This is a genomic window from Mycobacterium hubeiense (genome assembly GCF_002838065.1).
Lineage (GTDB): Bacteria > Actinomycetota > Actinomycetes > Mycobacteriales > Mycobacteriaceae > Mycobacterium > Mycobacterium hubeiense.
Genome location: NZ_PIZU01000011.1, coordinates 103,100 through 125,133 on the forward strand (window position 1 = coordinate 103,100; position 22,034 = coordinate 125,133).

Consider the following 22,034-nt stretch of genomic DNA (forward strand, 5'->3'; position numbering starts at 1 on the left):
TATCAAGACATGGATGCCGCAATTGTGCGTGCCGCGATCGAGGAGGCCGAGCAGACCGCAACGCCGGTCGCCGAACTGTCGCTCGACCGCATCGCCCGGCGCGCCGGGGTGTCACGGTCGACGATCTATCGCCGGGTCCGCAGCCGGGAGGCGCTGAATGAAGCCGTGCGCAAGGCCGGCGCCGATCCGGGTAGCCGGGTCGGGGTGCGCGAGCGCGCGGTCGCGGCGGCGACCGAGATCATCCTTGCCGACGGGGTCGCTGCGCTGACCGTCGAGGGTGTCGCCCGCCGCGTCGGCTGCGCGGTGAGTTCCGTCCACACCACCTTCGGTGGGCGCGCGGGCCTACTTGCCGCGGTGTTCGAACGCCACGCGCCGTTACCCATCGTCGAACAACTCATACAGGCCGATCCGAAACGGTTCAGCGACTTCGAAACCGGAGTCCGCACCATCTACACCGTGGTGTTCGACGCCGTTGCCGACGACACGGGCGTACTCGAGGCAATGGTCGCCGAGGCCCTCGGGAGTCCCAACGGCATCGGAATGGCATTCGTCCGTGAGCAGATAGCGCCTCGGATCGCTGCGACGGTCGGTACCTGGCTGCAAGAACAGATCCGGGCGGGGCACTGCATCGACCTGCCACTTTCCATGCTGGTGCCCTTGCTCATCGCACCGATCAGCGTCCACCTGATCGCCCGGCAGCGACTCGCCGCGGCCGGGCAACCTGTGCCCGACCGGCAAACCGTCATCGACACGATGACGACGGCGTTCTGCCGCGCGGTGGAGACCACCTCAACGCGCCACCGGAGGACATGATGAAGTCAGTCGTCGTCACTGGAACATCGTCGGGCATCGGGCGGGCCTGCGCGCTCATGTTGGACCGCAATGGATTTCGCGTCTTCGCCGGCGTCCGGAAAGGCGTGGACGGCGAGTCGCTACGGGCCGCGGCGTCGGAGGCGCTGACACCGGTCAATATCGACGTCACCGACAGCGAATCGATCCATGCGATGGCTGAGCAGGTGGCACGCGAAGTCGGCGACGCAGGGCTCGCCGGACTGGTGAACAACGCCGGGACCACACTGCCCTGCCCGGTGGAATGCTTGCCGCTCGACACGTTCCGCCATCAACTGGAGGTGAATCTGGTTGGACCGCTGGCCGTCACGCAGGCGCTGCTCCCGCTGCTGCTTCGTGGGCGCGGACGCATCGCGAACGTCACATCGGTCGCCGGCAGGGCCGCAGTGCCGATGATGGCACCCTATGTCGCAGCCAAACACGGCCTGGAAGGCCTCAGCGACGTACTGCGCCTGGAACTTTCCGATCTCGGTATGCACGTCGCCATCGTTGAACCCGGTTTCGTCTCAACCGAGATGCGCCACAAGCTTGAGCGTGACACCGAGGACACCATCCGATCGCTGCCCCCCACCGCGGCGTCACGGTACGGGCCGCAACTGATGGCGCTCGCAGATTCCATCAGTTCACATGCAGCACAGGGATCTTCGCCAGATGTTGTCGCTAAATCAGTGTTGCACGCGCTCACCAGCGACAAGCCACGGATCCGATATCCCACCGGAGCGGGCGCCAGACGGATGCTGATCCTGCGCCGAATCCTGCCGGACCGCCAATTCGATCACGTCGTTCGGCGGGCAGCCACCAGATCAGCGCGAGCGGACAACTAGCCGAAGAACTCTGCGGCGTCCTCGTAGCGGCTCTGGGGCACCAACTTGAGCTGACGCGTCGCATCCGCCAACGACACCCGTCCGATGTCTTGCCCGCGAAGCGAGACCATCATGCCGAATTCGGCTGCGTGGGCGGCGTCGGCGGCGTTCACCCCGAAGCGCGTGGCCAGCACTCGGTCATACGCCGTCGGTGTGCCGCCGCGTTGGACGTGCCCGAGCACGGTGACCCGAACGTCTTTGTTGATGCGCTTTTCCACTTCGACCGCGAGCTGCTGGGCGACGCCGGTGAAGCGTTCGTGACCGAACTCGTCGATGCCGCCCTGACGCAATTGCATGGTGCCCTCGGCGGGTTTGGCGCCTTCGGCCACCACGCAGATGAAATGCGAATCGCCGCGTACGAAGCGGCCCTTGACCAGTCGGCACACCTCTTCGACGTCGAACGGGAACTCCGGGATCAACGTCATATGCGCGCCGGAGGCGAGGCCGGCGTTCAAGGCGATCCAGCCCGCGTGACGGCCCATCACCTCGACGAGCATCACCCGTTGATGCGACTCGGCGGTGCTGTGCAACCGGTCGATCGCCTCGGTGGCCACGGTCAGCGCGGTGTCGTGGCCGAATGTCACGTCGGTGCAGTCGATGTCGTTGTCGATGGTTTTGGGCACCCCGACCACCGGCACGTTCTCTTCGGAGAGCCAGTGCGCGGCGGTCAGCGTGCCCTCGCCGCCGATCGGGATCAGCACGTCGATGCCGTTGTCGTCGAGGGTCTGCTTGATCTGGTCGAGGCCGGCCCGCAGCTTCTCCGGATGCACGCGCGCGGTGCCCAGCATGGTGCCGCCCTTGGCCAGCAGCCGATCGTTACGGTCGTCGTTCTTCAGCTGGATGCGGCGGTTCTCCAGCAGTCCGCGCCAGCCGTCCTGGAAGCCGACGACCGACGAGCCGTACCGCACATCGCAGGTGCGGACTATCGCCCGGATCACCGCGTTCAACCCTGGACAGTCGCCACCGCCGGTGAGGATTCCGATGCGCATAGCTCCATCTTGCCCGCTGGGCCTGCCCCTCGCCGAGCGTACGGTTCATTCCTTGTGCTCGACGTTTGTGTCAATCAACCGAACCGCTACAGCCGGCGAAAGAACCAGGAACCGGCACTGCCCGGGACCCTGAGCTAGTGGCACTGGACGAGGTCATCGCTCAGATCAACGACCTGTTCTCCGGCGAGCATCCCGACTCCAGCGTTGGCCACGGACAAGCGTGCGCAACGTGGTCACGCATATCAAGGACCGGCTGCAAGAGAGTGAGACCCTGCAGCAGCAGGCTCAGAACAACTCGCTCACACAGTTTTCCGCTAGCCCGGACCTGCATAGCGAGTTCAAAGGCGCGGTGATCGGAGCTATGGAGTCGCATACCGATCTGGGCGCGCAGATACTCAATAACTCCGAGCTATCCCAGAAGCTCATGGGGGAACTCGTTCCGATCACCTACGAGGCCTTGAAGGCATCGGCCTGATCGGCGGTTGGATGTTCAAGCCTTCTGTTCTAGCTCCTGAACCAGGTCTTCGGGGAAACCCGCAATCATTCGGGCCAGTTCTAGCGGCGTGTTGTTTCCCTCCCCCCTGGTCGGATCTGCACCGCGATCGAGGAGGAGGCGGATCATCGATCCATCCGGGCAGGACCGCCGCCGTTCCATGGTGGCGACCCATAGTGGCGTATTGCCCCAGACGTTGATCGGATCGACTTCGACGCCAGCATCCAAGAGCGCCTTGGCAAATTCGACATTGCCCAGGTCCGCGGCGATGTGCAGGGGCGTCATGCCTTCTGGGCCGGGCGCGTTGATGTCATTGCCAGCGGCAAGCTCTCCGCTGAATGTTGATACATCGTTGTCCATGACCGCCCGATGAATCGGCTTGAGCGGATCAATCTTAGGCGGCCTGCCGCTGCGCGCCACGATCTACCTGTCATTCGCCGTTTGTTCTAGCTTCTTAATCAGGTCCTCTGGGAAATCCGCAATCATTCGAGCCAGTTCTAGCGGCGTGTTGTTTCCCTCACCCCTATTCGGGTCCGCACCGTGGTCGAGCAGGAGGCGGATCATCGATCCATCCGGACTCGTTAAATGTTGCTCCATGACAGCTACCCACAGTGGGGTGTTCCCCCAGACGTTCACGGGGTCGATGTCTACGCCGCGATCCAACAGCNTGCTCCATGACAGCTACCCACAGTGGGGTGTTCCCCCAGACGTTCACGGGGTCGATGTCTACGCCGCGATCCAACAGCTCTTTGGCGAACTCGACGTTCCCTCGGTGGGCCGCGATGTGCAGGGGCGTCATGCCTTCTGGGCCCGGCGCGTTGATGTCATTGCCAGCGGCAAGCTCTACGCTGAATGTTGATACATCGTTGTCCATTACCGCCCGGTGAATCGGTTTGAGCGGATCGATCTTGGGCGGCCTGCCGCTAGGCGCCATCTTGATGTACCTCCCTAGCAGGCAACGAGGTTGCTGGCTCGTTATCACCGCATCGAATGTCGCGAGGTGGGCCGAATGTACGCCGTCGCTAAGCTTATGTCCCTTCCGCCTCAGCTCGCTCACCGCATAATAGGCTGTGCAACGTCTACGACACCTTTGCAGCAAAGACGGGCGATCTGCCAACGGGTGTGATTCCAAACAGACGCAGTCATTTCGGCGCGTCCTAGGCGATGAGAGTCAGACTGAGTCTGCCCATCATGGCCTCAATTGCTTCGCCTTTTCTTCGATGAGTTCGATCAGCTCCGAAGGAAATCCAGCGATCCTGTGAATCATCACTAGTGGTGAGTTCTTACCTTCGGTTCTGTTCGGGTTCGCGCCGCGGTCCAGCAACAGTCGGATCATCGATCCGTCTGGGCATGTTCGGCTTTGCTTCATTATTGCCACCCACAGAGGTGTGTTCCCCCACACGTTGATCGGGTCGACTTCGACGCCAGCATCCAAGAGCGCCTTGGCAAATTCGACATTGCCCCGGTCCGCGGCGATGTGCAGCGGTGTCATGCCTTCGGGGCCAGGGGCATTGATGTCGCTTCCGGCGGCCAGTTCAACGCTGAATGTCGAAACATCATTATCCATGACCGCTCGGTGAATCGGCTTGAGTGGATCGATCTTCGGCGGCCGGCCGCTACGTGCCATTCCGGTGTACCTCCATCACAGGTAACGGGGTGGTGGCGTCATCTTCGCCCACCGTAGGGATCATGTCGAGAAACGCCGCATGCACGGAGTCGCAGAGGTCGGTGATGTCATCGCGCAACCTGACGCGGGCATCCGAGCCGGAAAATACAGCATGCGCGATGAGTCGGCCTTCCCCGGATGTTTCACTAGGCGCAACGTAAGTGCTGTACTGCGCCCACATCCGGCGAGTACCCGCGGTGAAGTAGCCGCTGCTGCGAACGGCGCAGACGCGAGGCACGGCGGGCGTCGCGAGGGCATGCGTGGTGATGCCATCTGCGTTGAGGCCGCGCAGGCTGCAGTCGTTGTTTTCCGCGACCAAACCATCGGGCGGCATGCCGGTGAAGCGAAAGAGGCTGAGGGTTTCGCAGCCGTCCCAGCCACCCCCACTTCGCTCACCGCACACGGCGATCCGCAATGGCTGCGGCGAGTTACTGTCGAGATGGGCGATCTGCCACCCGAGTGGGATGCTCAACGTCGGTAGCCATTCTGGTGTGTCTTGCGCGGCAATAAGTGTGAGATCGGTGACGTGACGGGCCACCATGTCGATGATCGACAGCGTCGAGGTTAAGCGGCGCTGGTCAACTGAATTTCCACCGTTTGACTGGGTCATCATCCGAAGGGGTGGGCCAGTGAGCTGCCGACTTTGCCGAGAATCGCGATTGCGGCCCCGACGCCGGCGAGGAAGCCGCCGGTCTTCGCATCCTCCGGTGTCAAGTGCACATCGGGGAGTTCAATAGATAGGTCCGGCGGTGTCCACGCCGTAGTTGGTGACGTCGCGGGTGTGGGCGCACTATCGATGGACACGTCGTAGGGGCCGAGCAGCGGATTGGCGCCAGGGGCGTGGCCGGCACCCGGATCGGTGAGCCACGGCGGCAGTGCCGGCGTTGGCGCGAGGGGCGGAATAGTTGGAGTCGGCGGGTGACTACCTTGCGCGGGAGGCACCGCTACCGGCGGATGATCCAGTACCCCAGGCATATTGGGCGGTGGCGCGATGATCGGCGCAGTTCCGCCACCGGTACCAGCTCCCGCTGCCGTAGCCTCGGCTAGACGGTCGGGTGTCCACGCGGGATTCGGAATGTATGGGCTGTGATCCTCGTGGGCGTGGCTGAGGTTCTCGCTCGGTGTCTCCAGCCTGTAGTGGCCGTGCTGGTTCATGAAGTCGTTGAACTCCTGTTGTGTCCAGCCCTCCTCGGCGGCCTGGTGAAGCACCCGCCAATTCTCGTAACCGTACTGGTGTCCAAGGTGGTAGTGACCCCGCTCCGGGACTGTCATCGAATCTGGCGTGCCTTCGGCCACTCTTGCCCCGGTCAGTTTGTCGACCCAGATCAGATCGCCGTCGGCGTCGCGGGCTGCCGGGATGACATCACCGCTAACGTCTGAGAGGAGATCGCCGTCGGGCGTTCGTAGTGTGCCTTCAAAAATCCCCAACCGAATGTGCTTGCGCACGTAGGCTCGATGCAGCTCGGCCATATAGGCGACGGCGGCATTCTCAGCGCTGTTGTAGGCGTCGTCTGCGCTCAGCCCGTTGGCGGATGCTTGGTGCAGTTCGTTGCGCAGGATTTCTGAGAGCCGTTGCGCCTCGGCCGGGTTGAGATCCTGGCCGGCCAGCAAGTCGTCGATGGTGTCTTTGATCTGGGCATCGGACATCGGACCATCGGGTGGTGCTCCCGCGACCGGAGTTTCGTGGCGGTCGTCTTCACCGCGCTTGTCGTCGAGCATTTGGGTCGTGCCGTCGTTTCCGCTCTGCTCGAACGTGATTCCTTGCAGCTCAGCGGCTTTGGCTTCGAGCCGATCACCGACCAGCCTGTCGGTGGCGAGGAGTTGCTCGGCGTGCCAGCGGATGTTTTCGGCGTGCTCCAGGGCGGCCTCCTGGCGGCCAGCTGGCGCCCTCAGCAGCGGCGAGGCGTAGCGCGCCTCGGTCACCGACAGATCTTCGCCGACGCTGAATCCGTCCGCTTCAGCCTCAGCGATCGCTTCCAAGGCTTTTCGCTGCGCGGCCTGAATGTCGTCAGCACCGTTCGAAGCGATATCAGCGCCATCCCGCTGAACCTGACTCTGCCGACGCACTACCTCCATATCGGCAGTGACACGTGCATACGCTGCGTCCTTCGCCGAGCCTGCCCAGTTGGTGCCACCCGGAGCGGCAACATTCTGCACGTGTTGCTCGAAGAGCCGCTCAGAGCCATCGGCCCAAGCCAGCAGCTGGGCCGCGGTGCTCTCCAGGTGTGCCGACGGCCAGTTCTGTATGCGCGACTTGGTCGGCAACACCGCCGGGGCGGCAGCCGGACTCACATCGACCTCTCCAGATCGCCGGCACCGCGTTGATCGGTGCTCTCGTAGGCGCTGGCTGCACTGGTCAAGGCGTCCGCCTGCCCAGCCACGCGACCGGATTGGACCTGACGAACCGCCTGGGCGGCGGCGAGGATGGCCGCCGCGCCGACTTGACTGGGTTCGCTTCCCGCTCCGCCGCCTGCCGCGGCGTCCGCCAGCGCCGCAGCAACGGACTCGCTGTTGGCCGCGCCCGACCGCAAACCGCCAAGATCAGCATCAAGACGATCGCTCACCATCTGCCCCTTACCACAGACAATGAGCGCAGCGTATCAACCGTTTCGCGACGCCGCCCACAACTGGTGGATGGGTGGAGCTAACAGGTACGTCCTTCTCCTGCCCGCGTTGGCCACGTCTTTGGTGTACTGCATTCGTGGCTAATCACAGCGGTGCTGCAATGCAAAGTCCCCACGCGATGCTGCGCTGGCTGGTAGCGGAGCGGCGACGGCTCGAACGCACGATTGGGCATCGGCCCATCGGTGCCGCCGCGTGTGAGGTGTTCGATGAGCTGATTCGCCGCACGCGGGTGATTGCCGATGCCGTGCCCGTCGACGCGGCGATGACTCTCGACCTCATCAACCGGCACTTCGGCGACCTCGCAGACACCCTGATGTTGATTTCCACGACATTGAGGACGATGGCCGACTTGACGCAGGAGGGTGCGGATGCCGTCGAAGAACGCCGTCAACCGTTTCTGAGGTTCGTCGCTCGGGTCGAATCCGAGGGTTACGCCGTCGCCGACAACCTCGCCGTCACCGACACCGCAGACTGGCCGACGTTGGAGGAAAGCGGCGATGCGGATGTCAGGGTTCAGCTCGCCGCCGAGAGGATCGCCCGCGCGGAGCAGGCGCTCATCCATCAGCAGCGCATCGAACGGATGGCGGCCGGGGTCGCTGGAATCGAAAATGCATACGCTCAGCGCATTCGCGACCTGATTGTTTAATCCAACCGTCAAGCAGCTGACTTCAGACTGCCGTCGGCAACGAACCGCGGGCCACCTCGTAGGCCGCGCCGACGCGGTAGAGCCGGTCGTCGGCCAGGGCGGGCGCCATGATCTGCAGGCCGACGGGCAAGGTGTCGTCGGGCGACAGTCCTGCGGGCACCGACATCCCGCAGTGCCCGGCCAGGTTCAGCGGCAGCGTGCACAGGTCGAACAGGTACATCGCCAGCGGATCGTCGACCTTCTCCCCGAGCGGGAACGCCGTGGTCGGCGTGGCCGGCGACACCAGCACGTCGACGTTGCGGTACGCCTCGTCCAAGTCGCGGGCGATGAGCGTGCGCACCTTCTGCGCCTGGTTGTAATAGGCGTCGTAGTACCCGGCCGACAGTGCATAGGTGCCGATCATGATGCGGCGCTTGACTTCTGGACCGAAGCCGGCCGCCCGCGTCAACGCCATCACCTCTTCGGCGCTGTGCGTGCCGTCGTCGCCGACCCGCAGCCCGTAGCGCATCGCGTCGAACCGTGCGAGGTTCGACGACACCTCCGAGGGCAGGATCAGGTAGTAGGCCGCCAGCGAGTAGTCGAAGTGCGGGCAGTCCACCTCGCTCACCTCGGCGCCCAAGGACGTCAACACCTCGACCGCGGCATTGAACGTCGACAGCACCCCGGCCTGGTAGCCGTCGCCGCGCAACTGCTTGACCACACCCACCTTGACGCCGCGAAGGTCGCCACCGGCACCCTCGCGGGCGGCCGCGACCACGTCGGGCACCGCGGCGTCCACCGACGTCGAGTCCTTCGGGTCATGGCCCGCGATCACCTGATGCAGCAGCGCGGTGTCGAGCACCGTGCGCGCGCACGGCCCGCCCTGATCCAGCGACGACGCGCAGGCGATCAGCCCGTAGCGCGACACCGTGCCGTAGGTGGGTTTGACGCCGACGGTCGACGTCAGCGCGGCGGGTTGGCGGATCGATCCGCCGGTATCCGAGCCGATCGCCAGCGGCGCCTGGAACGCGGCGAGCGCCGCGGCGCTGCCACCGCCGGAGCCGCCGGCCACCCGGTCGACGTTCCACGGGTTGCGGGTGGGGCCGTAGGCGGAGTTCTCGGTCGACGACCCCATCGCGAACTCGTCCATATTGGTCTTGCCGAGGATCGGGATGCCGGCCGCGCGCAGCCGCACCGTCACCGTCGCGTCGTACGGCGAGCGCCACCCCTCGAGGATCTTCGACCCGCAGGTGGTCGGCATGTCGGTGGTGGTGAACACGTCTTTGAGCGCGAGCGGCACACCGGCCAGCGGTGACGGCAACTGCTCCCCCGCGGCCACCGCCGCGTCGACCGTCGCCGCCGCCGCCAGCGCCTCCGCCTCGGCGACGTGCAGAAACGCGTGATAGCGCTCATCCGTCGCCGCGATCTGGTCGAGGCAGGCCTGCGTCGCCTCCGTCGACGACACCTCTTTGGCCGCGATCTTGGCGCCCAGCGTCGCCGCGTCGAGCCGGATCAGATCGTCGCTCATTCGGGCTCCCCCAAAATCCGCGGCACACCGAAGCGGCCGTCGACGGCCTTGGGCGCCTCAGCCAGCGCCTGCTCCTGGGTCAGGGATGGTTCGACGGTGTCCGGGCGGAACACGTTGACGTCCTTGAGCGGATTGCCGGTCGGTTCTACGCCGGTGACGTCGACGGCCTGAATCTGGCTGACGTGGCCCAGGATGGCGTCGAGCTGACCGGCGAAGCTGTCCAACTCGTCGTCGGTCAGGGCGAGCCGGGCCAGGCGCGCCAGATGGGCAACCTCATCGCGGGAGATCTGGGACACGACCATGGAGCCTAGTCGGACGACGATCAAGCAGCGCAAGCTGCGATGAGGAGTCTGACCATTGCGCTAGTCGGGTGCCGGCATCCACCCGGAATGCCCTGGGGCGGCGCCTGTGCGACAGTGTTGCGCGTGCCTTCGTATCTCCTGCGCGTCCAGCTCGCGGACCGTCCGGGCAGCCTGGGCTCACTGGCCGTGGCGCTCGGCTCGGTGGGCGCCGACATCTTGTCCCTAGATGTGGTGGAACGGGGCGCGGGCTACGCGATCGACGATCTGGTCGTCGACCTGCCGCCCGGGGCGATGCCCGACATGCTCATCACCGCCGCTGAAAACCTCAACGGCGTGCGCGTCGACGCCATCCGCCCGCACACCGGACTGCTGGAGGCCCACCGGGAGCTCGAGCTGATCGACCACATCGCCGCGGCCGACGGCAAACACAAGAAGCTGCAGGTGCTCGCCGAGGAGGCGCCGCGGGTACTGCGGGTGGGATGGTGCACCGTCGTGCGGTTGGAGGAATCCGGGCTGGAGCGCATCGTCGGCAGCCACGGCGCGCCCGAGACCCACGCCGACTCCGCGCCCTGGCTGCCGATGGACCACGCCGAGGCGTTGGACGCCACCGCCGATTGGGTGCCTCAGGTGTGGCGCGATATGGACACCACGCTGGCCGCCGCACCGTTGGGCGATCCCCACACCGCGGTGGTGCTCGGCCGCCCGGGCGGACCGCAGTTTCGGCCGTCGGAGGTGGCACGACTGGGCTATTTGGCCGGCATCGTGACGACGATCCTGCGGTGATGCGCTGTTAGCGTTGACGCGTAACCCAACGGAAGGGATGACGTGGGAACGTTCCTGATTGTGCTCGCGATTGTCCTGATCGTCGCGGCCGTCATCGTCTTCGTCGTGGCGTTACGGCGCTCCCGGGAATCGAAACCGCCTGCGGCACGCCAAGATCCACTCAGGTTCGCCGCGACCACCACGTTTGGTCCGCAACAGCTGGGACCCGGTGCGATCGTCAGCCACGGCGGTATCGACCATGTGGTACGCGGATCCGTGACGCTGCGTCAGGGGCCCTTCGTCTGGCATGAGCATCTCCTGGAAGGCGGCGCGGAGCCGATATGGTTCAGCGTCGAAGAAGACGAGGGTCGCCTGGAGTTGGTGATGTGGGTGCGCCGCAACGACCTGCAGCTGCAGCCCGGCGGCGCGCACACGGTCGACGGCGAGTCGTTTCACGAGACGGAGCGCGGCAGCGCGTCGTACACCACCGAGGGCACCACCGGTCTGCCCGCCGGCGGTGAGATGGACTTCGTCGACTACGCAAATTCCGACGAGACCGCGTTCCTCGGATTCGAGCGGTGGGCGCCGAACATGCCGTGGGAGGTTTCCGTCGGCAAGAAAGTCGTGCCGGGCGAGCTCACGGTCTATCCCGCTCCGCCGCCGAGCCCCGCGTAGGACAGGCTCGTGGCGCTCCACAAGCTCGCCGTGGCCCCAGCCGATGTGACCGGGGCGAGGTTGGGGCTCGCACTCAACGCGCCCGCGCCTCGAGCGCTCGCGAGCAATCGGCTGGTCCACCCCGATGGCGGCGCGTTGTGGCTCGGCGTGTTGGGCGCATCCCATGTGGTCACTGTGGAACGTGCGAAAGCCCGTTTCTCCGAAGAGGTTTCCTGCACCGCGCACACACATGGTGGTGCCCTTCCCCGGCGCGCCGAAGCTCCCGGGTATCGCCTCGAATCGGCAACGAGCACCCACGACGAGACGACGTTCCGCGCTCTCGCGAAGTGGCTGCGGCGGTGCTGCGGGGATAACGCCGAGTGGCTCGGGGGCAGGTTTCCCCGGGACGACGCGGCGCTGACCGCGTTGACCGCCCGCCCGGACGGGGCCGGTTGGCGGTGGCGCACATGGCATCTCTACCCGGAACCCACCGGCGGAACCGTGGTCTACACGACAAGTCGGTGGCGCCCGTGAGCCGCACCGGCCTGTTCGTGACGGCTGCTGTCCTGCTCATCGCGGGTGTCGGTTGTCTGATCCTCGGCATCTCAATGCTGCGCGACATTCGCGGGTACGTGGCCGACAACTACCGCATGTATTCCGATGGTCGCTACGAATGCGACGGAGCGCCGCAGGAGATCGCCGACAAGCTCTCCGCGTACAAGGAGCCCGAAGCGCGTGCCGTCGACCGCGGCAGCGAATATCTGCGCTACGACAACGACATCGTGGTCGTCGGTCCCGACGCCGGCCGCTCCTGCACGGTGCAGGTCGAGGACATTAACGAGCGGTACAGCCATGGCGGATTCATCTATCTGGGCCCGGGTTTCACGCCAGGGTCGCCGGCCGGTGGTGCCGGCGGCAGCCCGGGCGGCCCCGACGACGCGAAATGACCTAGAGCGGTACCAACCCGAAGGAGATCCTCATGTTTGTGGCCGCCGTCGAATTCGGCAGCATCAGCGGAGAAGCGCTCGTCCAGAACGTGGTCGCGTCGGTCCTCTACTTCCTGGTCGGGGCGGCGGTGCTGGCAGCCGGCTTCGTGATGGTCGACGTGCTCACACCGGGAAACCTGCGCCGGATGGTGTTCGTGGAGCACCGCCCGAATGCCGTCGCGGTCGCCTCGGCGATGTATGCGGCCCTAGCCGTCGTCGTCATCACCGCGATCCGAGCCAGCTCGGACGCCCTCGGACAGGGGCTGATCGATGCGGCGGTATACGGCATCATCGGGATCGCACTGCAAGGCGCGGCGCTCGTCGTCCTCGAAGTGGTGGTGCCGGGCCGGTTCCGCGACCTGATCTCCGCCGATCGCTTGCATCCGGCGGCGATCGCCACGGCCGTGGCCCTACTGGCCGTGGGAGGGGTGAACGCCGCGGCGCTGTCATGACCATCGAGGCCGACACAGCACCACCGGGGTCGACGACACGCTGGCGGGCTCTGCTGTTGGCCGCGGTGGCGGCGTGCGCGGCCTGCGGCATCGTCTACGAACTCGCGCTGCTCACGCTGTCGGCCAGCATCCACGGTGGTGGCATCGTCGCCACGTCGCTGATCGTGGCGGGGTATGTCGCCGCGCTGGGCGCCGGGGCGCTTCTGGTCAAGCCGCTGCTGGGGCGGGCGGCGGTCACGTTCATCGCCGTCGAGACGCTGCTCGGGATCATCGGCGGGCTGTCCGCGGTGGCGCTCTATGTCGCGTTTGCGTTCGTCGGCGCTTCGGTGTGGGTGCTGGTGGTGGGCACCGTTCTCATCGGATGCCTTGTCGGCGCGGAGGTTCCGCTGCTGATGACGCTGCTGCAGCGGGGCCGGATGTCCGCGGCGGCCGACACCGGCCGGGTGCTGGCCAACCTCAACGCCGCTGATTACCTCGGCGCGCTCATCGGTGGCCTGCTGTGGCCGTTCATCCTACTGCCGCAACTCGGCATGATTCGTGGAGCCGCGGCGACCGGCATGATCAACCTCGTCGCGGCGGCCATCGTCTCCATTTTCTTGTTGCGCCATATCGTCAGCCGGCGAGAGCTGGTGACCGCGCTCTGCGTGCTGACGGCGGCGCTGGCACTGTTGACCACGCTGCTTATACGCGCACATGACATCGAAACCACCACTCGCCAAAGGCTTTACGCCGATCCGATCGTTGAGTTCGAGCGCTCCGCCTACCAGGAGATCGTGGTGACGCGTCGGGGTAACGATATGCGGCTGTACCTCGACGGCGCGTTGCAATTCTCCACCCGCGACGAGTTCCGCTACACCGAAAGTCTCGTCTATCCGGCCCTCGGCGAGGGGGCGCGCTCGGTGCTGGTGCTGGGCGGAGGCGACGGGCTGGCGGCGCGGGAGCTGTTGCGCCAGCGAGGGGTTGAGAAGATTGTGCAGGTCGAACTCGACCAGGCGGTCGTGGAATTGGCCCGCACCACACTGCGTGAGGTCAACGTTGACTCGCTTCATGATCCGCGGGTGGAGGTCGTGATCGACGATGCGATGTCCTGGCTGCGCCGGTCAGACAGCGGCGCTTTCGATGCGGTGATCGTGGACCTACCGGATCCTGATACGCCCGTGTTGGGCCGACTGTATTCCACCGAGTTCTACGGGCTGATCGGCCGTGTGCTGGCGCCCGGGGGCTTGCTGACGGTACAGGCCGGTAGTCCGTACTCGATGCCGAATGCATACTGGCGCAACATTTCCACCATTGAGTCGGCTGGTTTTGCGGTCACTCCCTACCACGTGCACGTGCCCACGTTCGGCGACTGGGGTTTCGCGTTGGCGCGGCGCGGCACCACTCCTCCGAAACCCGTTGTGCCCGCGAATGCACCGCCGCTGCGCTTCCTCGATCAGCGGGTGCTCGACGCCGCAACCGTGTTCGCGGACGACGTCGGGCCACGGGATCTCGAGCCCTCGACATTAGACCATCCCCGCGTCGTCGAGGACATGCGCCTCGGCTACCGCTGAACCGCGTCCGGGCCCTAGTCCGCCCACGGGCGTCGATTTCTGGGGGAGGGCTGCTGACCCGCGAGATTGACAGCCCTGGCGCAGAAATCGACGCGCGACACCTTAAGCCACGCGCTCAATGGGTCAGACGCCGTCGGGGCCGTTCTCCAGCAGCCGACGGAAACCGTCCTCGTCGAGAATCGGCACGCCGAGTTCGACGGCCTTGTCGTACTTCGACCCGGGCGAATCGCCGGCGACCACATAGGCCGTCTTCTTCGATACCGAACTGGCGGCCTTGCCGCCGCGGGCGACGATCGCCTCTTTGGCGTCGTCGCGGGAGAACCCGGCCAGCGATCCGGTGACGACGATCGACAGCCCTTCCAGCGTGCGCTCCACGCTGGTGTCCCGTTCGTCTTCCATCCGCACGCCCGCGGCGCGCCACTTGTCGACGATCGCGCGGTGCCAGTCGACCGTGAACCATTCGGTGACCGCGGCCGCGATGGTCGGGCCGACGCCCTCGACGGCGGCCAACTGCTCCTCGGAGGCGGCCATGATCGCGTCGAGGCTGCCGAACTCCGTCGCCAAAGCGCGGGCGGCCGTAGGGCCGACGTGCCGGATCGACAACGCGACGAGCACGCGCCACAGCGGCTGTGTCTTGGCCTTCTCCAGATTGGCAAGCAGCCGTTTGCCGTTCGCCGACACCTGACCGCTTTTGGTGGTGAACAGCTCGGTGCGCAGCAGGTCGTCCTCGGTGAGCGTGAAGAGGTCACCTTCGTCGGTGATGACGCCGGACTTCAGTAGCGCGATGCCGGCCTCATACCCCAGCCCCTCGATGTCGAGCGCGCCGCGGCTCGCGACATGGAAAACCCGCTCCCGCAACTGCGCCGGACACGTACGCGCGTTCGGACACCGGATGTCGGCGTCGCCCTCCTTGGCCGGCGCGAGTTTGGCGCCGCACTCGGGACATTCGGTGGGCATGACGAATTCGCGTTCCGAGCCGTCGCGCAGGTCGACGACGGGGCCGAGCACTTCGGGGATGACGTCTCCGGCCTTGCGGATCACCACGGTGTCGCCGATCAACACGCCCTTGCGCTTGACCTCCGACGCATTGTGCAGCGTGGCCAATCCGACTGTGGAGCCCGCGACCTTGACCGGCTCCATGTAGGCGAACGGGGTGACGCGGCCGGTGCGCCCGACATTGACGCGAATATCGAGCAGCTTGGTCTGAGCCTCCTCGGGCGGATACTTGTAGGCCACCGCCCAGCGCGGCGCCCGCGACGTGGAACCCAACCGCCGCTGCAACGATATTTCGTCGACTTTGACCACCACACCGTCGATTTCGTGCTCGACGTCGTGACGATGCTCGCCCCAGTACGCGATGTGCTCACTGACGCCGTCGAAACCCTGCACCCGCTTGGTGTGCTCGGAAACCGGTAGCCCCCATGCCTTCAGCGCCCGGTACGCGTCGTGCAGAGTTTTGGGGCTGAAGCCCTCGGAGCGGCCGAGGCCGTGGCAGATCATCCGCAGCTTGCGCCGGGCGGTGACGGCAGGGTTCTTCTGCCGCAGTGAACCGGCCGCGCTGTTGCGGGGATTGGCGAACGGCGGCTTGCCCTCCGCGACGAGGCCGGCATTGAGCTCTTCGAAGTCGGCCACCCGGAAGAACACCTCACCGCGAACCTCGAGCACCTGCGGAACCGGGAATTCCTTTGATTCGCTGAGCTTTTCGGGCACATCGTCGAGGGTGCGGGCATTGAGGGTGACGTCCTCGCCGGTGCGCCCGTCGCCGCGGGTGGCCGCACGCACCAGCCGACCGTCGCGATACACCAATGACAAAGCGACACCGTCGATCTTGAGCTCGCACAGGTAATGGGCGTCGTCACCGACCTCGCTGCGGATGCGCGCGGCCCAGGCCGCGAGTTCCTCAGGGGTGAACACGTTGTCCAGGCTCAGCATCCGCTCGAGATGCTCGGCCGGGGCGAACTCAGTGGCGAATCCGGCACCGCCGACGATCTGGGTGGGCGAATCGGGCGTGCGCAGTTCGGGATGCTGCTCCTCCAGCTGGGTGAGCTCACGCAGCAGTTGGTCGAACTCCGCGTCGGAGATGATCGGCGCGTCTTTGACGTAGTAACGGAACTGGTGCTCGCGCACCTGGTCGGCGAGTTCTTGCCAGCGCCGACGCAAATTTGGCGCCGCTGATGCTTCTTGGGCCAGCGCGGTCTCGGCGTCTTTGCTTGCCTTCGAGCTCACTCTGGCAGGCTAGCCGAGCCTGCCGACACAGCGCCCGTACCCCCGCTAGCCTGGGCACATGCCGCATCCGATCATGTTCACCGACGACGACTTCGGGCTCGCCGAACTACGCACGATCGCGCTGGACTTCCCGGAGGCCTTCGAGAAGGTCTCCTGGGGCCGGCCGGTCTTCTGCGCACCGAAGATCTTCGTCATGTACGGCGGCAACGCCAAGGGCGACAAGCCGGGCGAGATGGTGCCGTTCCCCTATTCGATGCTGGTCAAGGTCAACGAGAGCGATCGGCGTGCCCTCGAAGGCGATCCACGCTTCTTCTACCCGGCCTACATGGGACCGTCGGGCTGGCTCGGCCTGGATTTCACCGCCGCGAAGGTGGATTGGGACGAAGTGCGCGAGCTCGTCGACGCGTCGTTCCGAATGATCGCACCGCGCAAGCTGATCAAACAACTCGATGAACGACCATGAAGGGCACTAACGGGTTGATCACTCGCGCCTGGTGCGAGTGATCAACCCGTTAGCAGCGCGGATCGGCGCCTCAGTCATCCTCGATGTACGCGCGCAACCGGTCGATCGCACGGTCCCACCGCTGTGACAGTGCGGTGAGATAGTCGCTGGCCTCCGCCAGCGGCTCCGGGCACACCCGCCAGATGCGTTCGCGGCCCTGCCGATGACTGCTCACCAACCCCACCGCCTCGAGCATTTGCAGATGCTTGGTCGCCGCCTGCCGAGTCACCGGAATCACCTGTGTCACTTGTGATGTCGAGCAGGGTCCGCCGTCGCACAGCCGCGTGATGATGCGCAGGCGGTTGGGGTCGCCCAGCGCATCGAACAGCGGCGCCTTCGCGTCGACGGCGGTGCTCACACTTTTTCGTCCAGCGCGAGGTACTTGCGCACCAGGTCGGTCTGCGCGGCCCAGCCCTGTTTGTTGGCCTCGAATGCCGATGCCCGCCGCTCCGCGGGGATCGCGTCGAAGCCGGATTCGACGATGCGCAACAGCACACCGTCGTCGGTCTCGGTCAGCGTGAACTCGACAAGCGTGGTGGGCTCCTGCGAATAGTCGGCGCCTGGTTCGACGGCGTACGGGTGCCAACGAAATGCCAAGCGCCGCAGCGGCTCCACCGCGACAATTTGCCAGGCATCGGCCTGGCCGGCATACGACTCTTGCGCCTTGGCGACGGTGTCGTCGACCGCGGTCGGGGTCATCGCCCCGGTCACCGTGGTGCCGGCGACGAACGGCCCGTCGAAGCGGACCCCGAACCACCGGCCGAACTCCTCGGCCTCGCTGATCGCCCGCCAGATCCGGTCCAGCGGAGCCCGCAGCAGAACTTCCTTTTCAATTCGATCCGTACTCATATATGCAACCTCCTGGTTGCCTGTCACGGTAGTCCAGCGTCACACCAAAGCGCAACCCCAAAGTTGCGTATCAGATCGCCTCGGGATCGTCGGCCAGTCCGTCGGCCGCCTTCTGCGCCAGTTCGATCGCGGCGCGCGCCCACTCCTGCGTCGCCCCCGCCAGACCGCACGCCGGGGTGACACCGATCCGTTCGCGCAGCACCGCGCGCGGGTAGCCCAGCCGGTCGGTGACCGCCACCACCGACTTGGCCACCTCCTCCGCCGACGGCCGACTGTCGGGCGCTGTCGACGGCACCACACCCAGCATGACCGTTCGCCCCGATTCGAGGAATTCGCCGACGCCATCCAAATCGGCGGCGGACAACGTCGACACGTCAATCGACACTGCGTGGATACTGCTGCGCTGCAACAGCTTCCATGGCAACCCGGCGGCACAGCTGTGCAGCATCACGTCAGCCCCTGCGACGCACGCATCGAGCAGCGAGACCGCCACCGGCTCGTCGACAGGATGTACCGGCGTCAGGCTGGTCACGCCCGTGAGCCGGCCGTCGAGCGCGGCGGGCAGCGACGGTTCGTCGAACTGCACCACCACGGTGGTGTCCAGGCGGCGGGCCACCTCGGCGCGGTGGGCGGCCACCCCTTCGGCCAGCGACTCGGCCAGGTCCCGCAGCGCCCCGGCGTCGGTGATGGCGCGATGCCCGCTGGACAGTTCCAGCTGCGCCGCCAGCGTGATCGGCCCGGGCGCCTGCACCTTGACCGTGCGCCCGCTGCCGGCGAGCCCAGCCTTCTCCCACGCCTCTTCGAGCGCGTCGATGTCCTCACCGAGCAGGCTGACCGCCCGGCGCGTGACGGAACTGCGGCCGTTGACGGTCCGATAGCCCCGCGGTGTGGTGTCGATACCGATGTCCACCAGCAGCGCGCCCGCTCGCCCGATCATGTCGGCACCGATCCCGCGGGCGGGCAGCTCCACCAGATGCGTCAAGGTGTGCAGCTCGCCGACGACCACTTCGGCGGCCTCGCGCGGTGCGGTCCCTGGCCAGGAGCCGATGCCCGTCGCCGCCGCGAATATATTCACTCGGCCAACCTATTCGATTCGCACTAGGGTCGGGACCATGCCTGCACTCGTCAGGTCGCTGGCGTTGTGTGCTGTGGCGATGCTGGCGACAGCGTGCACGCACACGGTCGGAGGCACCGCCGTGCGATCCGCGCCGGGTATCGACGACGTCTCCCGCTCCCCCGTCGACGTCGAGTCGCTGATGCTGGATCAGGTGCAGATGCAGGCGATCACCGGCGCCGGTGAGGATCTCACCATCATCCCGAGCATGGACGGCAAGTTCCCCGTCGACATCGAGCACCTGGCCGAAACGGCGCCACCGCAATGCGAGTGGATCTTCGCCGAGACCCAGACCTTCGGCCCCGATGTCGAGGAGTTCCACAAGACCACGTTCCAGAATCCGCCCGACGGCGCGCTGATCTCGGAGGGGGTGGCCGCCTATCGCGACCACGACACCGCGCGGCGCGCGTTCGAGAGTCTGGTGACGCTGGTCGACGTGTGCGGGTCCACGCCGTACGGGCGGATGTTCGTCGGCGACTGGACGGCCGGCGACGACGCGTTGCGGACCCGCCCCGCCGGCGGCTGCGGACGCGACTATCGGGTGAAGTTCGTCGTGCTCGTCGAGGTGACGCACTGCGCATTTGCGGGCTCGGTGCCCGACATCGTGATGACGAACATCCTTGCCAAGGTGCCGAATTAGCCGTTCACTCTGCGGCTATGGCTCATTTGTTCGAGTGGACCGCGCCATGGGCGCAGACTCAACGAGCAATGGTGGCGCTGGCGATGACTTCGTCGCCGTCAGGGTCCGGGCGGTACAGCACCATCGTCTGCCCCGGTGCGACCCCGCGCAGCGCCGTGCGCAGCTCGACGACGAGGCGCCCGTCGCGCACGTCGGCGACCGCATCGGCGATGCCGCCGTGCGCGCGCACCTGCACCGCGCATTCCACCGGACCGGTGAACGGTGAGCCGGACGTGAACACGGGCTTGTCGCCGGCCAGCGTCCAGACCTCCAGATCGGCCGCGGAGCCGACCCGCACGGTGCCGGTCTCGGCGTCGATACCGGTGACATAACGCGGTTGACCGTCGGGTCCCGGCCCGGCGATGCCGAGGCCCTTGCGCTGACCGATGGTGAAGCCGTGTACACCGTCGTGTTCGGCGAGCACGGTGCCGCCGGAGTCGACGACAGCGCCGCGGCGCACGCCGATGCGGGCGCCGAGGAATGCCCTGGTGTCACCTGTCGGGATGAAGCAGATGTCATGGCTGTCAGGCTTTTCCGCGACAGCGAGCCCACGCCGGGCGGCGTCTTCGCGGATCTGCGGCTTGGGAGTGTCACCGATCGGGAACACCGCGTGGCGCAGCTGCTCGGCGGTCAGCACGCCCAGCACATACGACTGATCCTTGTCCCGGTCGACGGCGCGGCGCAGCCGGCCATCGGACAGCCTGGCGTAATGACCGGTCGCGAGTGCGTCGAATCCCAGCGCCAGGGCGCGAGCGGCCAATGCGGAGAACTTGATCCGCTCGTTGCACCGCACGCACGGGTTCGGCGTCTCGCCGCGCGCATACGACTCGACGAAGTCGTCGATCACGTCTTCTTTGAACTTCTCGGCGAAATCCCAGACGTAGAACGGGATGTCGAGGACGTCGGCCACCCGGCGGGCATCGCCGGCGTCCTCCTTGGAGCAGCAGCCCCGCGATCCGGTACGCAGCGCTCCGGGCGCCGACGACAGTGCCAGGTGCACGCCGACAACGTCGTGGCCAGCGTCGACCATCCGGGCGGCCGCGACCGACGAGTCGACGCCACCGCTCATCGCGACCAGCACCCTCATTGTGACGTCACCCCGGCACTCGCAAGCGCGGCCTGTCGTGCCCGCTGCACCGCCGCGGGCAACACCGCCAGCGCCGAGTCGACGTCGGCGTCAGTACTGGTGTGGCCCAACGAAAGCCGCAGCGAGCCGCGGGCGCTGGCCGGATCGACGCCCATCGCGATCAGCACATGCGACGGCTGTGCCACCCCGGCCGTGCACGCCGAACCGGTCGAGCACTCGATTCCCTTGGCGTCCAGCAACATCAGCAGCGAATCACCTTCGCAGCCGCGGAAGGTGAAGTGCGCGTTACCCGGTAGACGGTCGGCACCGCGGGCGCCGTTGAGGAACGCATCGTCGATACTCGACAGCACGCCGTCGACGAGCCGGTCGCGCAGCGCCTGCACCCGCGGGCTGTTGGTCTCCATACCCTCCACGGCCACTCGGGCCGCCGTCGCCATCGCGACCGCCCCAGCGACATCCGGTGTGCCAGAACGTACATCGCGTTCCTGACCACCGCCGTGCAGTAAAGGCACACAGGCGGTGTCACGTCGCAGGAACAATGCTCCGACACCGGTGGGTCCGCCGAACTTGTGCGCGGCGACGCTCATCGCCGACAACCCACTCGCGGTAAAGTCGACCGATATCTGACCGACCGCCTGGATCGCGTCGCTGTGCATGGGTACGTCGAATTCCGCTGCGATAGCGGCCAGTTCGGCGATCGGCATGATGGTCCCGACCTCGTTGTTGGCCCACATGATCGTGACCAGTGCGACGTCGTCGTGCTCCTGAAGGACGTCCCGCAGCGCCGCGGGCGCCACCGCCCCGTATTCGTCGACCGGCAGCCACGTCACCTCGGCGCCTTCGTGTTCGACGAGCCACTCGACGGCGTCGAGCACCGCATGGTGTTCGACGAGGGTGGTGACGATGCGGCGGCGGCACGGCTCGGCGTCGCGGCGCGCCCAGTAGATGCCCTTGACGGCCAGGTTGTCGCTCTCGGTGCCGCCCGCGGTGAAGATCACCTCCGACGGGCGGGCGCCCAGCAGGTTGGCCAGCGTCTCGCGGGCTTCCTCCATCCGCCGGCGGGCCACCCGCCCGGTGCCGTGCAACGACGACGCGTTGCCGACGGTCTTCAGCACAGCCGTCATCGCCTCGATGGCAGCGGGGTGCATCGGGGTGGTGGCGGCGTGATCGAGGTAGACCGGCTCAGGCGAGGTCATAACCAATCAAGGATAGCCGCCGCGCACGAGGCACCCG

28 protein-coding genes are annotated in these 22,034 nt (G+C 66.3%); 12 read left to right on the forward strand and 16 right to left on the reverse strand.

Going from position 1 to position 22,034, the window contains the following annotated elements:
- Window positions 1-9 precede the first annotated feature (9 nt).
- Together CWS39_RS11155 and CWS39_RS11160 are read left to right on the forward strand one after the other, a co-directional pair.
- Window positions 10-813: a TetR/AcrR family transcriptional regulator gene (locus CWS39_RS11155; RefSeq protein WP_102142976.1), complete on the forward strand. Its 804-nt coding sequence runs from the start codon at window positions 10-12 to the stop codon at window positions 811-813.
- Window positions 813-1,673, forward strand: a complete 861-nt coding sequence (locus tag CWS39_RS11160; RefSeq protein ID WP_158240332.1) for an SDR family NAD(P)-dependent oxidoreductase — start codon at window positions 813-815, stop codon at window positions 1,671-1,673. The genes CWS39_RS11155 and CWS39_RS11160 overlap by 1 nt, the downstream gene beginning before the upstream one ends.
- On the opposite strand, the gene CWS39_RS11165 is transcribed toward CWS39_RS11160, so the two are convergent.
- Window positions 1,670-2,701 (reverse strand): ATP-dependent 6-phosphofructokinase, encoded by a 1,032-nt coding sequence (locus CWS39_RS11165; protein ID WP_102142978.1) that lies wholly within the window; start codon window positions 2,699-2,701, stop codon window positions 1,670-1,672. The two genes, CWS39_RS11160 and CWS39_RS11165, sit on opposite strands and share 4 nt — an antisense overlap.
- A 220-nt stretch (window positions 2,702-2,921) precedes the next feature.
- On the opposite strand from CWS39_RS11165, the gene CWS39_RS11170 reads away from it, so the two are divergent.
- Window positions 2,922-3,176, forward strand: coding sequence for a hypothetical protein (locus tag CWS39_RS11170; protein ID WP_233213452.1), 255 nt, complete (start codon window positions 2,922-2,924; stop codon window positions 3,174-3,176).
- A gap of 15 nt (window positions 3,177-3,191) precedes the next feature.
- Here CWS39_RS11170 and CWS39_RS11175 read toward each other — a convergent pair whose 3' ends face one another.
- The 7 genes from CWS39_RS11175 to CWS39_RS11205 form a co-directional block, all read right to left on the reverse strand.
- The gene (locus CWS39_RS11175; protein ID WP_233213453.1) at window positions 3,192-3,614 is read right to left on the reverse strand and encodes an ankyrin repeat domain-containing protein; all 423 of its coding nucleotides are present in this window, start codon (window positions 3,612-3,614) and stop codon (window positions 3,192-3,194) included.
- Window positions 3,615-3,617: 3 nt separating this feature from the next.
- On the reverse strand, window positions 3,618-3,806 hold the full coding sequence (locus tag CWS39_RS11180; RefSeq protein ID WP_255413002.1) for a hypothetical protein: 189 nt from the start codon (window positions 3,804-3,806) through the stop codon (window positions 3,618-3,620).
- Window positions 3,718-4,128, reverse strand: a complete 411-nt coding sequence (locus CWS39_RS30280) for an ankyrin repeat domain-containing protein (RefSeq protein ID WP_255413003.1) — start codon at window positions 4,126-4,128, stop codon at window positions 3,718-3,720. Before CWS39_RS30280 ends, CWS39_RS11180 begins: the two co-directional genes overlap by 89 nt.
- A 255-nt stretch (window positions 4,129-4,383) precedes the next feature.
- Window positions 4,384-4,821 carry an ankyrin repeat domain-containing protein gene (locus CWS39_RS11190; protein WP_102142981.1) on the reverse strand — a complete coding sequence of 146 codons (438 nt, stop codon included), beginning with the start codon at window positions 4,819-4,821 and terminating at the stop codon, window positions 4,384-4,386.
- On the reverse strand, window positions 4,811-5,470 hold the full coding sequence (locus CWS39_RS11195) for a hypothetical protein (RefSeq protein WP_142386830.1): 660 nt from the start codon (window positions 5,468-5,470) through the stop codon (window positions 4,811-4,813). Before CWS39_RS11195 ends, CWS39_RS11190 begins: the two co-directional genes overlap by 11 nt.
- On the reverse strand, window positions 5,470-7,152 hold the full coding sequence (locus tag CWS39_RS11200; protein WP_102142983.1) for an HNH/ENDO VII family nuclease: 1,683 nt from the start codon (window positions 7,150-7,152) through the stop codon (window positions 5,470-5,472). Before CWS39_RS11200 ends, CWS39_RS11195 begins: the two co-directional genes overlap by 1 nt.
- Window positions 7,149-7,424 carry a hypothetical protein gene (locus CWS39_RS11205; protein ID WP_142386831.1) on the reverse strand — a complete coding sequence of 92 codons (276 nt, stop codon included), beginning with the start codon at window positions 7,422-7,424 and terminating at the stop codon, window positions 7,149-7,151. Before CWS39_RS11205 ends, CWS39_RS11200 begins: the two co-directional genes overlap by 4 nt.
- Window positions 7,425-7,585: 161 nt before the next feature.
- On the opposite strand from CWS39_RS11205, the gene CWS39_RS11210 reads away from it, so the two are divergent.
- A complete protein-coding gene (locus CWS39_RS11210) occupies window positions 7,586-8,131 on the forward strand; it encodes a hypothetical protein (protein WP_142386832.1) in 546 nt (181 codons plus the stop codon).
- A 22-nt stretch (window positions 8,132-8,153) separates the two neighbouring features.
- Here CWS39_RS11210 and gatA read toward each other — a convergent pair whose 3' ends face one another.
- A complete protein-coding gene (gene gatA / locus CWS39_RS11215; RefSeq protein ID WP_102142986.1) occupies window positions 8,154-9,638 on the reverse strand; it encodes an Asp-tRNA(Asn)/Glu-tRNA(Gln) amidotransferase subunit GatA in 1,485 nt (494 codons plus the stop codon).
- Window positions 9,635-9,934, reverse strand: coding sequence for an Asp-tRNA(Asn)/Glu-tRNA(Gln) amidotransferase subunit GatC (gene gatC / locus CWS39_RS11220; RefSeq protein WP_102143021.1), 300 nt, complete (start codon window positions 9,932-9,934; stop codon window positions 9,635-9,637). Before gatC ends, gatA begins: the two co-directional genes overlap by 4 nt.
- A gap of 129 nt (window positions 9,935-10,063) precedes the next feature.
- Between gatC and CWS39_RS11225 the strand changes: the two genes are divergently transcribed.
- Genes CWS39_RS11225 through CWS39_RS11250 form a run of 6 tightly spaced genes read left to right on the forward strand, consistent with a single transcriptional unit; the run spans window position 10,064 to window position 14,344 of the window.
- Window positions 10,064-10,723, forward strand: coding sequence for an ACT domain-containing protein (locus CWS39_RS11225; protein WP_102143022.1), 660 nt, complete (start codon window positions 10,064-10,066; stop codon window positions 10,721-10,723).
- A 42-nt stretch (window positions 10,724-10,765) separates the two neighbouring features.
- Window positions 10,766-11,377 carry a DUF4178 domain-containing protein gene (locus tag CWS39_RS11230; RefSeq protein ID WP_102142987.1) on the forward strand — a complete coding sequence of 204 codons (612 nt, stop codon included), beginning with the start codon at window positions 10,766-10,768 and terminating at the stop codon, window positions 11,375-11,377.
- Window positions 11,378-11,386: 9 nt separating this feature from the next.
- Window positions 11,387-11,890, forward strand: a complete 504-nt coding sequence (locus CWS39_RS11235) for a DUF2617 family protein (RefSeq protein WP_102142988.1) — start codon at window positions 11,387-11,389, stop codon at window positions 11,888-11,890.
- The gene (locus CWS39_RS11240) at window positions 11,887-12,303 is read left to right on the forward strand and encodes a DUF4247 domain-containing protein (protein WP_102143023.1); all 417 of its coding nucleotides are present in this window, start codon (window positions 11,887-11,889) and stop codon (window positions 12,301-12,303) included. Before CWS39_RS11235 ends, CWS39_RS11240 begins: the two co-directional genes overlap by 4 nt.
- 32 nt (window positions 12,304-12,335) lie before the next feature.
- Window positions 12,336-12,794, forward strand: a complete 459-nt coding sequence (locus CWS39_RS11245; RefSeq protein WP_102142989.1) for a DUF350 domain-containing protein — start codon at window positions 12,336-12,338, stop codon at window positions 12,792-12,794.
- Window positions 12,791-14,344, forward strand: a complete 1,554-nt coding sequence (locus CWS39_RS11250) for a polyamine aminopropyltransferase (protein WP_102142990.1) — start codon at window positions 12,791-12,793, stop codon at window positions 14,342-14,344. Before CWS39_RS11245 ends, CWS39_RS11250 begins: the two co-directional genes overlap by 4 nt.
- Window positions 14,345-14,467: 123 nt before the next feature.
- Here the strand turns inward: CWS39_RS11250 and ligA are convergent, their stop codons facing one another.
- Window positions 14,468-16,534, reverse strand: a complete 2,067-nt coding sequence (ligA, locus tag CWS39_RS11255; RefSeq protein ID WP_102143024.1) for an NAD-dependent DNA ligase LigA — start codon at window positions 16,532-16,534, stop codon at window positions 14,468-14,470.
- Between the two features lie 94 nt (window positions 16,535-16,628).
- On the opposite strand from ligA, the gene CWS39_RS11260 reads away from it, so the two are divergent.
- Window positions 16,629-17,033 (forward strand): MmcQ/YjbR family DNA-binding protein, encoded by a 405-nt coding sequence (locus CWS39_RS11260; protein ID WP_102142991.1) that lies wholly within the window; start codon window positions 16,629-16,631, stop codon window positions 17,031-17,033.
- Between the two features lie 70 nt (window positions 17,034-17,103).
- On the opposite strand, the gene CWS39_RS11265 is transcribed toward CWS39_RS11260, so the two are convergent.
- The 3 genes from CWS39_RS11265 to CWS39_RS11275 all read right to left on the reverse strand — a co-directional run bounded on the left by CWS39_RS11265 (window position 17,104) and on the right by CWS39_RS11275 (window position 18,996).
- Window positions 17,104-17,430, reverse strand: a complete 327-nt coding sequence (locus CWS39_RS11265; protein WP_102142992.1) for an ArsR/SmtB family transcription factor — start codon at window positions 17,428-17,430, stop codon at window positions 17,104-17,106.
- On the reverse strand, window positions 17,427-17,921 hold the full coding sequence (locus CWS39_RS11270) for an SRPBCC family protein (RefSeq protein WP_102142993.1): 495 nt from the start codon (window positions 17,919-17,921) through the stop codon (window positions 17,427-17,429). The genes CWS39_RS11265 and CWS39_RS11270 overlap by 4 nt, the downstream gene beginning before the upstream one ends.
- Before the next feature lie 70 nt (window positions 17,922-17,991).
- Window positions 17,992-18,996 (reverse strand): uroporphyrinogen decarboxylase/cobalamine-independent methonine synthase family protein, encoded by a 1,005-nt coding sequence (locus CWS39_RS11275; protein WP_102142994.1) that lies wholly within the window; start codon window positions 18,994-18,996, stop codon window positions 17,992-17,994.
- 37 nt (window positions 18,997-19,033) lie between these two features.
- On the opposite strand from CWS39_RS11275, the gene CWS39_RS11280 reads away from it, so the two are divergent.
- The gene (locus tag CWS39_RS11280) at window positions 19,034-19,675 is read left to right on the forward strand and encodes a sensor domain-containing protein (RefSeq protein WP_102142995.1); all 642 of its coding nucleotides are present in this window, start codon (window positions 19,034-19,036) and stop codon (window positions 19,673-19,675) included.
- Between the two features lie 58 nt (window positions 19,676-19,733).
- Here CWS39_RS11280 and mnmA read toward each other — a convergent pair whose 3' ends face one another.
- Window positions 19,734-20,801, reverse strand: coding sequence for a tRNA 2-thiouridine(34) synthase MnmA (mnmA, locus tag CWS39_RS11285; RefSeq protein ID WP_102142996.1), 1,068 nt, complete (start codon window positions 20,799-20,801; stop codon window positions 19,734-19,736).
- Window positions 20,798-21,997 carry a cysteine desulfurase family protein gene (locus CWS39_RS11290; RefSeq protein ID WP_102142997.1) on the reverse strand — a complete coding sequence of 400 codons (1,200 nt, stop codon included), beginning with the start codon at window positions 21,995-21,997 and terminating at the stop codon, window positions 20,798-20,800. The genes mnmA and CWS39_RS11290 overlap by 4 nt, the downstream gene beginning before the upstream one ends.
- Window positions 21,998-22,034 lie beyond the last annotated feature (37 nt).

Bases quoted from the DNA above. Each gene is read 5' to 3' on its own strand.
- CWS39_RS11155 (WP_102142976.1), top strand. From the start codon at position 10: ATGGATGCCGCAATTGTGCGTGCCGCGATCGAGGAGGCCGAGCAGACC.
- CWS39_RS11160 (WP_158240332.1), top strand. From the start codon at position 813: ATGAAGTCAGTCGTCGTCACTGGAACATCGTCGGGCATCGGGCGGGCC.
- CWS39_RS11165 (WP_102142978.1), bottom strand. From the start codon at position 2,701: ATGCGCATCGGAATCCTCACCGGCGGTGGCGACTGTCCAGGGTTGAAC.
- CWS39_RS11190 (WP_102142981.1), bottom strand. From the start codon at position 4,821: ATGGCACGTAGCGGCCGGCCGCCGAAGATCGATCCACTCAAGCCGATT.
- CWS39_RS11195 (WP_142386830.1), bottom strand. From the start codon at position 5,470: ATGACCCAGTCAAACGGTGGAAATTCAGTTGACCAGCGCCGCTTAACC.
- CWS39_RS11210 (WP_142386832.1), top strand. From the start codon at position 7,586: ATGCAAAGTCCCCACGCGATGCTGCGCTGGCTGGTAGCGGAGCGGCGA.
- gatA (WP_102142986.1), bottom strand. From the start codon at position 9,638: ATGAGCGACGATCTGATCCGGCTCGACGCGGCGACGCTGGGCGCCAAG.
- CWS39_RS11245 (WP_102142989.1), top strand. From the start codon at position 12,336: ATGTTTGTGGCCGCCGTCGAATTCGGCAGCATCAGCGGAGAAGCGCTC.
- CWS39_RS11250 (WP_102142990.1), top strand. From the start codon at position 12,791: ATGACCATCGAGGCCGACACAGCACCACCGGGGTCGACGACACGCTGG.
- CWS39_RS11260 (WP_102142991.1), top strand. From the start codon at position 16,629: ATGCCGCATCCGATCATGTTCACCGACGACGACTTCGGGCTCGCCGAA.
- CWS39_RS11270 (WP_102142993.1), bottom strand. From the start codon at position 17,921: ATGAGTACGGATCGAATTGAAAAGGAAGTTCTGCTGCGGGCTCCGCTG.
- CWS39_RS11280 (WP_102142995.1), top strand. From the start codon at position 19,034: ATGCCTGCACTCGTCAGGTCGCTGGCGTTGTGTGCTGTGGCGATGCTG.
- mnmA (WP_102142996.1), bottom strand. From the start codon at position 20,801: ATGAGGGTGCTGGTCGCGATGAGCGGTGGCGTCGACTCGTCGGTCGCG.
- CWS39_RS11290 (WP_102142997.1), bottom strand. From the start codon at position 21,997: ATGACCTCGCCTGAGCCGGTCTACCTCGATCACGCCGCCACCACCCCG.